Source organism: Streptomyces sp. NPDC088124, assembly GCF_040685895.1.
GTDB lineage: Bacteria > Actinomycetota > Actinomycetes > Streptomycetales > Streptomycetaceae > Streptomyces.
This window is the reverse complement of the sequence record NZ_JBFBJB010000012.1, coordinates 64,316-78,976: the sequence shown is the minus strand read 5'-3', so window position 1 is coordinate 78,976 and position 14,661 is coordinate 64,316. Positions and strand designations below refer to the sequence as shown.

The window sequence follows — 14,661 nt, the reverse complement described above, 5'->3', positions numbered from 1 at the left end:
CTCGGGGACGTTCGGCGGCGCTTACGGGCCGGGCAGCGAACCGGGCGCGGACACCGGGGCGGGGAGCCGCAGCGGGGGCGCGGGCGGCGGGGGCGGCAGCTGCCGCCAGCCCATCCGCCGCGCCCGGTGCCGCAGTTCAGGCTCACCGCCGACGACAACGCCGCGCCCGGTCAGCTCCAGTAGCGGCAGGTCCGAGCAGTGGTCTCCGTACGCGGTGGACGCGGCCAGGTCGATGCCGTGCGCGTGCGCCCAGGCACGGGCCGCTGCCGCCTTGGCGGGGCCGATCATGGGCGTGTGCGCGCGGCCGGTGTACCGGCCGAAGAGGATCTCCGGCTCCGTGGCCAGCACCGCGTCCACATCGAGCAGCCGGGCGAGCGGCGCGAGCAGGGCCGGGAAGGAACCGGATACCAGCACCACAGGCTCCCCCGCCGCCTGGTGCTCGTACAACGCGGCTACAGCCGTCCCGTACAGGAACCCGCCGTGCGCCAGCTCTCCCTGGAACCACTCGGCGGACAGGTGCGCCACGTAGGACTCACTCAGCCGCGCGTAACTGGCGAAATAGGCGCGGTTGGTCTCTGTGCGCGGGACGCCCGCCACGGTCATCGCGCGCAGCCGCTGGCGTTCGTGGCGGTAGACGTGCGCGGGACGGGCCTCGGCGGCGAACCGGTACTCCAGGAACCGGAAGAGCGTGGTACCCGTGGTCAGCGTCCCGTCCACGTCGAAGAACGCGGCACCGCGTGACGTCGAGGCCGGCTCAGTCACGGGAACGCGCGCCCTTTCCGGCGAGCAGCCTGGCCGTCTCGGTGATGTCGGAGGCGTTCAGGATCTCGTCATCGGTGATCTCCACCCCGTACTCCTTCGACAGGTGCACCGCAAGCTCCAGCAGGACGAGAGAGTCGAACTCCATTTCTTCGTAAGGGGTTTCGGCGGTCGTGCCCTCGGGGGCCTCGAACTTGACGCGGACGGTGGTCAGTACGGCCTCGGTCAGCTGACGGGCAGCGGCGTCGTCTGCGGTCTGCGAGCTCATGGGTGTCCTTACCTGGGTGCCGGAATGGCGTCGGGTGGGTAATGGAACGGGCAGTGCGGAGGCGGAGTTCAGGTGGGTTTCAGGCGGCGACGATGTCCGGCCAGGTCAGCGCCGCGGAGCCCCAGGTCAGTCCGCCGCCGAAGGCGGTCAGCAGCACCCGTTCGCCCACGGCGAGGGTGCCGCGGGCAGCGGCGTCGGACAGGGCCAGCGGGATCGAGGCGGCGGAAGTGTTGCCCACCTGGTCGAGGTTGACCACCGCGCGTTCGGCCGGGATGCCCAGCTGTTCCGCGACCGCCCGAAGGATGCGGATGTTGGCCTGGTGGGCGACCAGGTGGCCGATACTGTCGGTGGGCCAGCCGATCCGGCCCAGCAGTGCCTGGGAGGACTCGCTCATGCGCTGGACGGCGGACAGGAACACCTTGCGGCCCTGCATGGTGAAGAACTCGTCGCCCGGCGCGGGCCGCGCACCGTCGGCGCGCTGGCGGGACCCTCCGGCGGGAATGTAGATCACGTCCTTCTGGGTGCCGTCGGAGCCGAGGTCGAAGCCCTGGAGCGCGCCGGGCTCCCCGTCCTCCCCGGCCGACACCACAACCCCGCCCGCTCCGTCTCCGAAGATCACCGACGTCGTGCGGTCCTCCGGGTTGAGGATGGTCGAGTACGTCTCGGCGCCGATGACGAGCGCGGTCCCGGCGCGCCCCGCCAGGACCGCGTTGGCGGCGGTCTCCAGTGCGTAGACGAATCCGGAGCACACCGCGCTGATGTCGAAGGCGGCGGCGCCGCCGAGGCCGAGCCGGGCCGCGACGTTCGGTGCTGTGGCCGGGCAGAGGTGGTCAGGGGTGGTCGTCGCCACGACGACCAGGTCGACGGCGCCGGGTTCCGGGGTGAGCCCGGCGGACTTCAGCGCGCGGTGACCCGCCTCCACAGCCAGGTCACCGGTGGATATTCCGGGGTCCGCCCAGCGTCGGGTGCGTATGCCGGTTCTGGCGGTGATCCATTCGTCAGTGGTGTCAAAACGGTCCGCGAGTTCTTCGTTGGTGACGCGTCGTGGCGGAAGGTAGGCACCGAGTCCGGTGAGTACGGCGGTCTGAGGCATGACGGTTCTCCCCCGAGAAGGTCCTGAAGGTCTGTGAAGATCCGCATGGAGCGGGAAAGGGCCGAACGGCTGAAAGCCGAGGAAGGGCCGATGACTGTCGTGGTGTCATGCCGGGAGCTGATGGGCGACGGAGCAGGTGAGCCTCTGTCCCGCGTACGTGGTGACCACGTCCGCGCTGCGCCAGGAGCCCTGCGCGCCGTTCAGCAGCCGTGGTTCGCTCAGGGCCACCTGGAACCGGCCGTAGCCGTTCCCTGACGGTTGTGTGCCGTCCGCGGGTCCGATGGCGGTACGCCGCATCCACAGCGTGTTGCTGTCGGACCGTGCCACGCCGTCCAGCGAGTAGAGCAGGACCTGGCCCAGTTGGAGCGCGGAGACGAACAGATCGACCATGGACGGCTCGCCGTCCGGGGCGAGGCCGAGGTCGGCTCGTGCCACCGAGGCGTCCGCGGTGATGTCGACCGACGTCAGGAACTGGCTGCGGTCACGGTGCGGTACGCCGAACGGCGCGTTGTTCCACACACCGGGAAGTTCGGCGGCGGTCGCGTAGCGCGCCTCCTCACCGGCGGGGTCCCGCGGCGGCCTGCCGGTCCCGGCGGCCGCCTCGACACGTACCGTCAGGAGTCCGATCCGGCATTCCAGGGTGATGGCGCCGTCGTCCGCCATGCCCAGCAGCCGCCCGGAGGCCTCGAAGGTGTCGAGATCGTCCTCCTGCGGCTTGCGTCCCGCCTTTATGGTGAGCGAACGGACGGTGAACGGCGCGTCCGGGCCGAGCCGGCCGGTGTGCGCGGCGTACAGGCCGGTCAGCTGCGCGCCGAACAGCATCACGTCAAGGGTGGACAGGTGCGGGCGCTGGTTGGTCTCGCCCTTGCGGGACCAGGACCCGGGGATCTTCAGGCCGGCCGCGGCGCTGATCGTGCCGTCGCCGATGGTGATGTCGGTCAGCGAGTGGTGCACCCGCTTGAAGCCCTCACCGAAGAAGCGCCCTTCCCGCGCTCCGAGGAAATCGTCAACGGAGTCCAGGGTGACGAGAGGTAATGCGGTTGTCATAGAGTTTCCTTCGTAGGCAGCGGCTCCCCTCGGGGCGCCGGCTGTTGAACGGCGACGGCGATGCCCGGGATCCTCCGCGACAGTGGACCGGGTATCGTCGACGTCCAGCAGGTGTGCTTTTCGGCTTCGCGACGTCGTGAACCCTGCCGGGTTCCTGACCTCCGGTTGCCGGGGAGCGGGATCAGGTGTTACGCGTGACCTGGACCGGTTCCGTGGCTCCGGCAACCGGCTCGGCCTCGGCCGGAGCGGTCAGGTCGGTGCCCGACGCCGGCTTGTTCAGGTTCAGCACCACCAGGAACGTCAGCGCGATTCCGACGGCGATCGCCCACGTGGCGGTGACGATTCCGTCTGTCAGCTGGACCAGGTCCTTCGAATCGCCTCCGTTCACCGAGTTGGTGATGGCGATCAGCACGGCGAGCCCCACCGCGCCGCCGATCTGCTGGCCGGTCGTGGCGATACCGGAGCCAATGCCCTGGTCCTCGGCCGGCACACCTGTGGTCGCGGCAGCGAACATGGTGGTGAAGACGATGCCCTGGCCGAGCGAGAGCACGAACAACGACGGGGCGAGAAGCCCGTACGACGCGTCCTGCGTCAGCGTCAGCGCGAGCACGACCGTGCCGACGACGCCCATGGCCAGACCGATGAACAGGGCATTGCGGACACCGAACTTGGTGGCCCACTTGCCGCCGACGATCGTGCCGATCAGGACACTGCCGGACGGCACGACGAAGGCGAAGCCGGTGGCCCAGGCGCTGTGACCCTGCACGACCTGCCAGAACTGGGTGAGGAAGTAGGCCAGCGCGCCGAAGGTGGCCATGAACAGGAAGGTGATGCCTGCCCCCGTCGACAGGTTGCGGTTGTGGAACAGCCGCAGCGGGACCATCGGGGCCCTGGACCTGCTCTCGATGAACAGGAACAGCAGCAGGGTCACGACAGCGACGGCGAGCGTGATCAGCACCAGGCCCGAGCTCCAGCCCGCCTCCGGCCCCTGGACCAGGGCGAAGACGAACAGCGTGGAGGCGATGGTGCCGGTCAGAGCCCCCGGCAGGTCGAACGAGCCGGAGTTCTCGCCACGGTCGCCCGGCAGCAGCGACGCCGCTACGAACATCGCGGCGCCCGCCAGGATGACATTGACGTAGAAGACCGAGGGCCAGCCGAACGCGTCGGTCAGCAGACCACCGAGGATCGAGCCGAGGACCATGCCGGAGCCGCCCGCGCCACCCCACACGGACAGGGCGCGGTTACGCTCGGCTCCCTCCGCGAAGAGCGTGGTCACCAGAGAGAGCGTGGCGGGGGCGAGGAACGCGCCGCCCAGGCCCTGCACCGCGCGGGCCGCGATCAGCAGCCACGGCTCCTGGGCGAGACCGCCGGCCAGCGAGGAGGCCGCGTAGAGAAACAGGCCGAGGATGAACATCCGCTTGCGGCCGAACAGATCGGTGGCCCGGCCGCCCAGCAGCAGGAAGCCCCCGAAGGCGACCGCATAGGCGGAGACCACCCACTGGAGGTTCTGCGTGCTGAACCCGAGGTTCTCGCCGATCTCCGGCAGAGAGACGAAGACGATGTTGTAGTCGATCGCGATGATCATCTGGGCGAACGCGAGCAGAGCGAGCACCGCTCCCAGACGACGCGGCTGTGTCGGGATACTGCTGGACACGCCGGATTCCTTTCGTAGTGGACGGAAAAGGGGGGAAAGGGCGGGGGTCAGTAGCGCATGGCGTACGCGATGCGGCGGGGCAGCGACTTGTCGCGCTGCGCCTCGTGAAAGCGGGCGTCGGCCTTCAGGTCCTCGATGTCGGCCTTGACCCGGCGCTGCGCCTCCTCGATGGCCTCCTCGATCGGGACGATCACCGGCAGGTCGAAGGTCTTCACGATCTTTTCGATGCGGTCCGGGATCGGGCCGCCGACAACGCGGTACGGGATGTCCATCCGGTCCAGCGCCTCGATCAGCAGGTCGTCGGAGAGGCGGCGGAACTTCTCGGAGACGGGGCGGTGGCCGTCGGGCTCCATGTCGAACTCCACCGGCAGATGGACGTAGGCGTCGTAGACGCGCTTGGCGCGGGCGCGGGTGATCTCGCCCAGGGTGTCGGTGTAGCGCTGGTAGAAGTGCTTCACCGGAAGCCCCACGACCTTCTTGATGCCCTTGAACCACCAGTCGGCGCCCGGGTTGATACCGACGCGCATACGGGCCTCGAAATAGACCCACTCGTGGAAGACACCGCCGTCCGAGATGAACGCGTTCCCGCTGGACTCGTTGTGCACCCGCTCTTCGAAACGGCGCAGGCCGAGCTTCACCAACTCCATTGCGTTGAGCTCCATCACGGTCTTCCCGGGTACGAGATCGACCAGGAGCTCGCGGGAGGTCTTGGCGTGGGTACGCGGTATTCCGGTGGCGATGGAAAGGGCCTCGGTGGTGGTCGACTTTCCGGTCGAATAGGTTCCGGATATGGCGATCTTGAGCTTGGGGTTTTCCTTGAAACTGGGAACTTCGAGTGCGGTCACGGGAGTTTCCACCTTCACAGACAATGCCGGGTAGGCCTAATGGGATGGACGGTTGCTCGGGGGCGGGGCGGTGGTGAGTCGGACCGCCTCTTCGGTGGTCACGACCGTCGCGTCGCCGAGCCCCAGGTGCTCGGTGATCTGTTCCAGCCGGTCCGCGAGGTCTCCGCGGGCGGTGTACACCGGGACACCCGTCGCCTCCAGCGCCGGCAGCAGCAGATCGTCGGAGAGGCGGCGGAAGTTCTCGTTGACGGGCCGGTTGTCCGGGGCGAGTTCGAATTCGATGGGGACGTGCACGAACGCTTCGTAGTTGTTGCGCGCGTGGTACTTCATCAGCAGCCCGATGTCATCGACCGCCCCCTCCAGCGCGGCTGTCCCGGTGCTGCGATGCCGGTTCTTCAGGGGGGCGTCAGTGCCTGGAAAGGAGCCGGCGACCAGCCGCAGCTTCGCGTACACCCATTCGTGCACCGTGGAGCCGTCGGAGATGAACCCCCGCGGGCAGCCGGCCTCGCCGAGCAGCCGCTCGGCGTACCGGTTGACGGTCAGCTGCAGCAGCTGGCTGTCGGTCCAGTTGTGGACGCTGCGGCCTTCGCCGCCGATCGGCTCCTTCATCGGAGATCCGTGGGTGCGCGGCAGGCCGGTCAGATGGGCGAGTGCCGTGGAGAGAGTCGTCTTTCCCGATCCGTAGGCGCCGACTACGGCGATTCGCTTGTTCACGGTCCGAGTATCACAGTGGACTTTGGTCCGTACCAGTGGGTATTAATGGTATTGCCAGGACCAATAGGCAAGGTGGTCGGATGCTGTGATCGGGTGGCGTGCGGGTAGTGAAAAGCCTGCGGGAAACGCCCGTCCGGGATTTTCCGCAGGCTTCCAAAACGTTTCCGGATGCTTCTGTGTTTCCTGTGGGTTTCCGGGTGGGATTGCCCGTTGTTTTGGAATTAAGAATTCCGTAACGTTACGTGGTGGGGGCCGTTCCGGTTCGGGCTGCGGGCGTCTTCAGCTCGCGGCGTCGCCGAGGCGCTTGCGCAGCGCTTCGGTGTGCGGGAAAACGGCTCGGTTCTCCACGCTCCAGCGAATGGAGTCGAGGCCACGCTCGGCCGATCCTGAGAAACGCGGGGCCACTTCGCTCGCCAGCAGTTCGAAGCTGCGCCTGACCTTGTCGAACGAGGCCCAGTTGACGACGTAGGTGAGGAACGTGCCGAACCCGCCGGTGGTCTCCTGGAGCTGTTGGATCGCCTCGACGGCATCATCGACCGAGCCCACGATCGCGCGGCCCTGCTCGACGGTCGCCTCCAGCTCCCGCGACTGAGGCACACCTTCCAGACCCGCGGCGACATCGGCGCCGACGGACTCGCCCCAGTAGCCGTGCAACCACTTGCCGAATCCGGCCCGGGAGTCGCGGAACGCCTCCTCGCGGGTCTCCGCGATGTGCAGTGGCACAGCGATACGCCAGTCGCGCCGGTCCACGGTTCGGTTGTGCTCCTCGGCCGACTCCTCCGCGTACCGCCACTGCTGGGCGAGGTCCACGGCCGGCCACCCGGGCGGCGGCGCGCCGAAGGAGAGCAGGCTGAGCCCGTACTTGCCCGCGAGCTGGGGGCTGTTGGGCGTACCGACACTGGAGATCGCCATTTCGATGCCGGGCTTGCTGTAGCGCGGCAGCTGCATCTTGGCGTCCTGGAGTGTGTACCAGTCCGTCTTCTCGGAGATCCGCTCGTTGCCGTTGACCAGCTGCATGATGGTCGGCACGGCCTCGCGCGCCATGCGCTTCAGCTCGCCCGGGTCGAGGCCCAGCATGTGCGCGTCGTTGGGCGTGGCACCGGGGCCGACGCCCAGGATGTACCGGCCGCGGGTGAGGTGGTCCAGCAGGATCGCCCTGGTGGCGACGTGGAACGGGTGGTGGAAGGGCAGCGTCACCACGCCGTTGGCGAGCTTGATCTGCCGGGTCCGCTGGGCCGCGGCGGCGATCAGGGTCTCCGGGGCGCCTACGGTCGGCCAGGACAGTGAGTGGTGTTCGCCGAACCAGCACTCGTCGAAGTTGAGTTCGTCAAGGTGGTCCACGAGCTGGAGGTCGCGACGGATGGTCAGATGCGGGTCCTGGCCTGGTGCGTGCAGGGGGGAGAGAAAGGCCCCGAAGCCAGTGTGCATGGTGTTTCTCCTGAGATCGTAGGGATGCTGGGGACGTGAGCGGGCGTTGTCGCGCGGGCGTCGGCGGCAGGTGGCCGATCCGGTGATGCGCAGGGGTGTCTCATGGGCGGAGACGTTTGATCGCCGCGACACCGCGGGATGCCCGGAAGGCCGGGTATGGGCGAGGGGTGCTGGACAGGCGAGGGCGCCCCCTCGGCAGGGTCCGCCTACTGGCGGGTACCGGTCTCGGCGGCCCGGGTGATGCGGTCCAGCAGGCGGTGGTGTGCGACGGCGTGCGCGAAGTCCGGTACGTGGTGCGTGCCTTCGGCAAGGTCTGCGCGCAGCTGGGCGTAGGCGTTGGCGACAATCCCGGCGGGCCCTTCGAGGCCGGGCGCCAACTGGTAGCTCTCCGGTACGGCGAGCGGTCGCAGCGCCTCCTCGTCACCGCGTGAGCCGCGCAACTCCACCTGACCGAACTGGAGATGACCCGTCCCGCCGGTCACCACGAGGTCGCCCTCGGTACCGTTGATCTCCCACAGCAGGTTGGTGCCGCGCGACGAACCGCCCCGGTAGTGCAGGGAGGCCACCGCACCGCTCGCCAGCCGTCCCGTCACCGCGATCTGGTCCTCGGCGGTCATGGCCAGCGGCGCCCCGGTCTCGGCGATCCGTACCTCGGGGCGGCGGGTCGCTGTCGTCGCGGTCAGAGAGTCGAAGCCGGACAGCACCATGGTCAGCGCGTCCAGAGTGTGCCCGAACGGCACGGTGAGCAAAGTGGCGCCGTTGGCCCGGTCGGCCACGTAGGCGGTCCGTTCCGGCACTGCCCGGCCCCAGCCGCCGCCCGAGCCGACCAGGGTGGTCGACAGTACCTCGCCGACGTAGCCGTCGGCGATCAGGTCGCGCAGATAGCGGACCACAGGCGCGGAGCGGGCCTGCAGACCGACCGCGGTCCGTACCCCGGCCCCGGCGGCGAGCGAAGCGAGTTCCTCGGCCTGAGCGAGACCGTTGCCGAGCGGCCACTCGCTCAGCACTGTCTTGCCCGCTTGCAGGACCGGGAGGATCAGCTCCCGGTGCCGGGGCACCCGCACGGTGACCACCACGATGTCGACGTCATCGCGCGCGGCGAGTTCACCGGCGTCCGTTCCGGCCGCGGATTCGGGCAGCCCGAACGCGGAGGAGGCCTTGCGCGCCGACTCGGGCGTGGACGCGGTCAACGCGCGCAGTTCGTATCCGGCGACGGCCGCGAGCGCGGGCAGATGCCCCCGCGCCCCCCAGCCGCCGTCCGCGCTGAGTCCGACGATCCCCACTCCGAGCGGGGCTGCGTTGAGTGCCACGGAGACTCTTCCTTCTGCATGAGAGGTCGTTGTTCGTTCACAGCTGCGTGTAACGCCCATATAGCCCACGGAAGAAGAGCAGCGGAGAGTCTTCGTGATGGGCGCCCAGGTGATGCACCCGGGCGATGACCACGTCGTGGTCCCCGGCCGCGATCTCCTCCTCGACGGAACACTCGATCCAGCCGATGGAGCCGTTGAGGACGGGGGCGCCGCTCGGCGACGGGGTCCAGACCGCGCCGCCGAACTTGTCCGCGCCGCTGGTCGCGAAGCGGGCGCTGAGCTCGCGCTGACTCTCGCCGAGTATGTTGACGCAGAAGCGTTCCGTGGACAGTACGTCGGGCCAGCTGGTGCTGGTCCTGGCCACGCAGAACAGCACGAGCGGTGGCTCCAGGGACACCGACGCGAATGAGTTCACCGCGAGCCCCACCGGAGCGGCGTCACCTTCGCGCAACGCGGTTACGGCCACCACCCCGGTGGTGAACCGCCCGGCGATGGACCGGAACCGGTGGGGGTCGACCGGCGAGGCTGCGCATGTCGGGGTTGTGGCCGTCGTGGTCATGCCCCAAGCGTCCGCGCGGTCGGCATCCCTTGCCAGTGCGTAATCAACATATTGGCCGTGGCAACAGACGGCCGGCGCGCAGGGTCCCCGGAGCGACGGGAACAGCGCGGATCAGAGGAGAGGGGCCAGCCCGTCCCGGACAGTGAGCGGTTCCCAGCGGGTCCGCCGTCCTGCCGGCGGCGCGACACCTTCGGACGTCGTGGCGGAACCGGACAGCCGGCCGAAGACCGCGCCCGCGAAGTGGCCCGCGAACCCGATGGTCCCCGGGCGGGAGAGTTCGGCGACGGTCCGCTCACGGCTGCGCACCGCCTGCGCGGGGTCGATGTCGGATGCCGCCCGCCAGGAGAGATCGGTGAGTTGGAGGGGAGAGTGGAGTACGTCGCCGACCACGACGGCACGGACGGCGTCCGGTCCCCCGTCGATGACATACGAGAGATGGCCGGGCGTGTGACCAGGCGTGGCCAATGCCGTGACGCCCGGGAAGACCTCTTCGCCCTCCCGTACCGCGACCGCGTGTCCGGCCGGTACGCGGTGCGCACCGCGCCACTCGGCGGCCGAGGCGGCGAACCGCGCCCCCTTGAGCCGAGGTTCGACCGCCCATCCGACGTGGTCGTCATGGAGATGGGTGAACGCCACGGTGTCCACCGACTCGAAGTCACGGCCCGCGGCGGCCAGACTGGCAGGGAGGGCGCCGCCCTCGATCCGGCCAAGGGGCGGGATGGTGTGCTCGGCGGATATGCGCGCCGGGCCGAATCCTGTGTCGATGAGCATCGCCCGGTCCGCGTACTCCACCAGCAACGCGCCCACCGATCCGGTGAGGTAGCCCTCGTCGTCGAGGTGGTCCCCCTTGTCCGCCCAGAACGAGGCGGGGGACTCGGGATACCACGCGCGGGGGTCCAACTGCACGTACCCGTCGGGCAGATAGGTCAGCCGGTGCGCACCGACCACGACACCGACCGGCTCCATGAATGACGTTCCCGTTCTGTTCATCGCGACTCACAGGCCGGGACCAGGGAGTTCATCCGCCGTGACAGCGTCACATGGGACAGCTTCGACAGCGCTGCCTCCGTGCCCGTGCCGGGCGTGGGCAGGAAGACGGTCATCCGCATGGCGATCCGGCGGGTGAAGTCCAGCGTGGCCCGGGTGAAGTGGAGATCGCCGACCTCGCGGTGGCGGAAGAATTCGGGACCGCAGGAGTCCTCCAACACCTCGTGCCGCTCCCACAGTTCGGCGAAATACCGGCTGGTCGAGCTGAGTTCACGCACCAGGTCCGGGATCGCCGGCCCGTCGATGTGCTGCGCCGCCTGACTGCGGAAGCGGGCCACCACGGTCGGCGCGACCTGCTTCCAGCGCGGGTAGGCCTCGCGTACGTGCTCGCTGGTGAAGAACTCCCTCAGCACGTTGTACGGGCGGCCGCAGCCGTCCCGCTGGTCGTCCTCCATGGCCAGCAGCGCCTCGGCCGCCGGGTTGGCGACGACGACGTTCCAGGCGTGATCGGCGATATAGGCCGGACTCGGCCACCAGTTCTCCACGAACGGCCTCATCGAGTCGGCCTGGGGAGAGCTCACCGGTAACGGTGGGACGGCCTGGACACCGGCCAGCTGGCGCAGATACAGCCGCTGGTTCTCGTCGAGCTGGAGTACGTTGGCGATGGAGTCCAGTACCTCCCCCGAGACATTCTCGGCACGGCCCTGTTCGATCCACGTGTACCAGGAGACGCCCACTCCGGCGAGCAGCGCGACTTCCTCTCTGCGCAGCCCGGGAGTGCGTCGCTTGCCCGCATCGGGCAGCCCGACGCGGGCTGGAGGAACCTCGGCACGCCGGGCCATCAGAAATCGGCCGAGTTCGACGAGTCGCGGTGAGACGGCGCGTCTGGTCGGATAAGGGTTCCCCATCAGTTCCAGTCCCTTCTGTTCGTGACGGAGCAGAGGGATGCGCCCAGGTCTTGTGCGGCTCCCCCCGGGCCGCCCTACGCTTCCAACAAACCTACTCGCCTGTTTATTGCAGGGGGTCCACACTTTTGTGAACAGGACGCTGTCTCGACGTGGGACGGCGACTTCGCGGCCGCCGGGAGCCCGCGGCGAGGTGCTGACCGCTGCGACCGGGGCTGCGTCGGCGGTCGGAGCATCGCCGCGGTGAACGGGAATCCGTGGTTGACGCTCGTTGTCGGCCTCCTGACGGCCGTGCCGGCGGTGTTCGTATACGGATGGAGGCCGACGGCCTGGCACCGCCGACGGGCGCGGAGCCCTGGCACCGCCGACGGGCGCGGCGCCCTGGGCGGACGCCCTTCTAGCCCCGGCTACGGTTCTTCACGGCCCGGCTCCGGCGGGCGATCGCCTTGCCGATCCGGTGCGCGTCGAGGGCCATCTCGCGGAGGTTGCCGCTGATGGGGTTGGTGAAGCCGGTGAAGTACAGGCCGGGCGCCTGCTTCGGGGTCCGGCGGCCGCGTGTCACCGGGCGGCCCCGGGCGTCCAGCACGCCCAGATGGCCCACCAGGCCTTCCAGCGCGCGGTGGTAGCCGGTCGCGGCGATGACGGCCTCGGGGGTGATCCGCGAGCCGTCCGCCAGGACGATTCCGTTCCCCTCGAAGGACTCCACCGCCGCCACCGGCTCGACTCTCCCTTTCCGTACGGCCTTGATCAGGCCCACGTCCTGCACCGGGATCGCGCCCTCGCGCGCCCGTGAGTAGAGCCCCGTGTCCGGGCGCGGCAGCCCCTGCGCGGCCAGGTCGGGGAGGGCGACCCGGGCCAGGACGGCGGCCGCCGCGTCGACCAGCCGGGTCGGCAGCCGGCGCACCAGGATCCCGGTCAGCTGCGCGGGCCAGCCCAGCGTGGAGCGGCGCAGGATGTGCGGAACGGTCCTGATGGCGAGGCGCACGCGGGCCGCGCCGCCCTCGGCGAGGTCGACGGCTATCTCCGCGCCCGTGTTGCCGACGCCGACGACCAGGACGTCCTTCCCGGCGTACGGCGCGGCGTTGCGGTACGCGGCGGCGTGCAGCAGGGCCCCGCCGGCCTCCTCGTACGCCTCGCGGCCCGGCCAGGAGGGCACGCGGGGCGTGTGGTTGAACCCGGTGGCCACGACGACCGCGCGCCCGGTCAGCTCCCGCCCGCCCGTGGCGCGCAGCAGCCAGTCGGCGCCGTCGGGGGAGCGGTCGATCCGGGTGACCTCCACGCCGGTGACGATCTCCAGCTTGTGGTGGGCCGCGTACACGTCCAGGTACCGCACCACATCGGCGCGCGCCACCCAACGCCCGAAGGAGCGCGGCATCTTGAGCCCCGGCAGCCCGGACCGGGCCCGCGTGGTGTGCAGCCGCAGCCGGTCGTAGTGGCCGCGCCAGGAGGCCCCGACGGCCCCCGACTTCTCCAGGACGACCGCCCGTACGCCCTGTTGACGCAGGACGGCGGCGACGGCGAGCCCGCCCGGGCCGCCTCCGACGATGTACACAGGTCGTTCATCGGCGAGGTCGAAATCTGCACACATGAAACCTGAGCGTAATTGCCTGCCCACTTGTTGGGTGCCGGTCAAGAAGGAAACCGATTGCGAATAGATCACGCCCCGCCCGCGTGGGGCGGTGTGGGCGTACGCGGTTGAATGTCCCGGTGAGTGAAGACCCGGCCGTCGGCCACCCCGAGTCAGGACACCTCCCGCCCAGGACCGAACTGCGCGGCCACGGACTGCGGCTGCGCGCCTGGCGGACGGGCGACGAGGCCACCCTGGTCCGCGGCCTCACCGACCCCGAATTCCTGCGCTGGAACAGCCCGCTCGTCCATGTCACGACCGAGGCCGAGGCGAGTCGGCTGATCCAGCGGCGGGAGGACGGCTGGGCGCGGGGCACCATGGCGAACTTCTGTGTGACGGAGGACGCGGGGGAAGACGCGGACGGGCGCGACGGCGTGATACTCGGCCATGTCGGCCTCGGTGTGCTCGATCTGCGGCTGCGCGTGGGCCGCGTCGGCTACTGGGTGCTGCCGGAGGCGCGCGGCCGGGGCGTCGCCGGCCGCGCGCTGGACCTCTGCGGGCGCTGGGCCTTCGAACAGGCCGGGGTGCACCGGATCGAGTTGGGCCACGCCGTGGGCCACGCCGCCTCCTGCCGGATCGCCGAGCGTGGCGGCTACCGCGGCGAGGGCATCCTGCGGGACGCGACGCTCCAGCCGGGAGGTACCTTCCGGGACGTCCATCTCCACGCCCGGCTCGCCACCGACCCGGCGCCGCTCCGCTGACCGGGGGGAAGGGGCGCGCGCGGGCTCACGGCCACAGCAACTCCCGTACCCACGGGCCCGTCGGGGGCTCCTCGGCGGGGCGGCGGTAGCGGAGGCGTACGTGGCGGCGGTGCTCCTCGCCCTGGAAGAACTCCACCTCGTCCGGGACGAGGGTGTACGCCGTCCAGGTGGGGGCCTCGGTGGACGGGGCGCGGCGGGCCTGGTCCCAGGCCGTTCGGCTCGCTTCCGCCAGTTCCTCCGGCGAGGCGAGTACGTCGCTCTGGCGGCCCACCAGGGCGGCGGCGAGCGCGCCCGTCGAGCGGGCGTGGAGGTCGGCGCTGCTCGCCCGCGGGGTCGCGGTCCGCACCGGGCCTCTCAGGCGTACGGCCCTGGCCTGCGCGGGCCAGTAGAAGCCGAGGGCGGCCTCGGGGCGGGTGGCGAGGTGGCGGCCCTTGCGGCTGGTGGCGTGGGAGGCGAAGTGCCAGCCGTGGTCGTCGGCGTCGTGCAGCATCAGTGTCCGTACGTCGGGACGGCCCTGCTCGTCGACGGTCGCGAGCGTCATCGTGTGCGGCTCGGGCTGGTGCGCGGCCACCGCCTGCGTGAACCACCGGTGGAAGAGCGTCAGCGGGTCGTCGGGTGCCGTGGCCGGGTCGAAGGCGGGCAGTGGGGCGCCGCCCGTGTCCCAGACGCGCTGGGCGTGCAGGAGGGCGCGGAAGGATTCCTGGGGGCGGTCGTGGCCGGTGTCGGTGCCGTCCATGGGGCGGTTTGCCGGATCGTTTCGGCGC

At 70.0% G+C, this 14,661-nt stretch carries 15 protein-coding genes; 1 reads left to right on the top strand and 14 read right to left on the bottom strand.

Features of this window, described 5'->3' with window-relative positions:
• Window positions 1–21: 21 nt before the first annotated feature.
• From AB0P17_RS12165 to AB0P17_RS12105, 13 genes are all read right to left on the bottom strand, one after another.
• On the bottom strand, window positions 22–762 hold the full coding sequence (locus AB0P17_RS12165) for an HAD-IB family hydrolase (protein WP_365810045.1): 741 nt from the start codon (window positions 760–762) through the stop codon (window positions 22–24).
• On the bottom strand, window positions 755–1,027 hold the full coding sequence (locus AB0P17_RS12160) for an acyl carrier protein (RefSeq protein ID WP_365810043.1): 273 nt from the start codon (window positions 1,025–1,027) through the stop codon (window positions 755–757). The genes AB0P17_RS12165 and AB0P17_RS12160 overlap by 8 nt, the downstream gene beginning before the upstream one ends.
• Before the next feature lie 79 nt (window positions 1,028–1,106).
• Window positions 1,107–2,120, bottom strand: coding sequence for a beta-ketoacyl-ACP synthase III (locus tag AB0P17_RS12155; protein ID WP_365810041.1), 1,014 nt, complete (start codon window positions 2,118–2,120; stop codon window positions 1,107–1,109).
• 105 nt (window positions 2,121–2,225) lie between these two features.
• Window positions 2,226–3,167, bottom strand: coding sequence for an AvrD family protein (locus AB0P17_RS12150; protein ID WP_365810039.1), 942 nt, complete (start codon window positions 3,165–3,167; stop codon window positions 2,226–2,228).
• Between the two features lie 181 nt (window positions 3,168–3,348).
• Window positions 3,349–4,821, bottom strand: coding sequence for an MFS transporter (locus AB0P17_RS12145; RefSeq protein WP_365810037.1), 1,473 nt, complete (start codon window positions 4,819–4,821; stop codon window positions 3,349–3,351).
• 47 nt (window positions 4,822–4,868) lie between these two features.
• Window positions 4,869–5,666, bottom strand: a complete 798-nt coding sequence (locus tag AB0P17_RS12140; RefSeq protein WP_365810036.1) for an ATP-binding protein — start codon at window positions 5,664–5,666, stop codon at window positions 4,869–4,871.
• Between the two features lie 36 nt (window positions 5,667–5,702).
• Complete coding sequence (locus AB0P17_RS12135) at window positions 5,703–6,380, bottom strand: AAA family ATPase (protein ID WP_365810034.1); 678 nt, start codon at window positions 6,378–6,380, stop codon at window positions 5,703–5,705.
• A 279-nt stretch (window positions 6,381–6,659) separates the two neighbouring features.
• Window positions 6,660–7,808: an LLM class flavin-dependent oxidoreductase gene (locus tag AB0P17_RS12130; protein ID WP_365810032.1), complete on the bottom strand. Its 1,149-nt coding sequence runs from the start codon at window positions 7,806–7,808 to the stop codon at window positions 6,660–6,662.
• A gap of 206 nt (window positions 7,809–8,014) precedes the next feature.
• Window positions 8,015–9,118, bottom strand: coding sequence for a Gfo/Idh/MocA family oxidoreductase (locus tag AB0P17_RS12125; RefSeq protein ID WP_365810030.1), 1,104 nt, complete (start codon window positions 9,116–9,118; stop codon window positions 8,015–8,017).
• Window positions 9,119–9,155: 37 nt separating this feature from the next.
• Window positions 9,156–9,677: a flavin reductase family protein gene (locus AB0P17_RS12120; RefSeq protein ID WP_365810028.1), complete on the bottom strand. Its 522-nt coding sequence runs from the start codon at window positions 9,675–9,677 to the stop codon at window positions 9,156–9,158.
• A gap of 111 nt (window positions 9,678–9,788) precedes the next feature.
• On the bottom strand, window positions 9,789–10,643 hold the full coding sequence (locus tag AB0P17_RS12115; RefSeq protein ID WP_365810026.1) for an MBL fold metallo-hydrolase: 855 nt from the start codon (window positions 10,641–10,643) through the stop codon (window positions 9,789–9,791).
• Window positions 10,644–10,663: 20 nt separating this feature from the next.
• Window positions 10,664–11,572, bottom strand: a complete 909-nt coding sequence (locus AB0P17_RS12110; RefSeq protein WP_365810024.1) for a helix-turn-helix transcriptional regulator — start codon at window positions 11,570–11,572, stop codon at window positions 10,664–10,666.
• A 394-nt stretch (window positions 11,573–11,966) separates the two neighbouring features.
• Complete coding sequence (locus tag AB0P17_RS12105; RefSeq protein WP_365810022.1) at window positions 11,967–13,157, bottom strand: NAD(P)/FAD-dependent oxidoreductase; 1,191 nt, start codon at window positions 13,155–13,157, stop codon at window positions 11,967–11,969.
• 119 nt (window positions 13,158–13,276) lie between these two features.
• Between AB0P17_RS12105 and AB0P17_RS12100 the strand changes: the two genes are divergently transcribed.
• Window positions 13,277–13,897 (top strand): GNAT family N-acetyltransferase, encoded by a 621-nt coding sequence (locus AB0P17_RS12100; RefSeq protein WP_365810021.1) that lies wholly within the window; start codon window positions 13,277–13,279, stop codon window positions 13,895–13,897.
• A 25-nt stretch (window positions 13,898–13,922) separates the two neighbouring features.
• On the opposite strand, the gene AB0P17_RS12095 is transcribed toward AB0P17_RS12100, so the two are convergent.
• A complete protein-coding gene (locus AB0P17_RS12095) occupies window positions 13,923–14,633 on the bottom strand; it encodes a pyridoxal 5'-phosphate synthase (protein WP_365810019.1) in 711 nt (236 codons plus the stop codon).
• Between the last annotated feature and the right edge of the window lie 28 nt (window positions 14,634–14,661).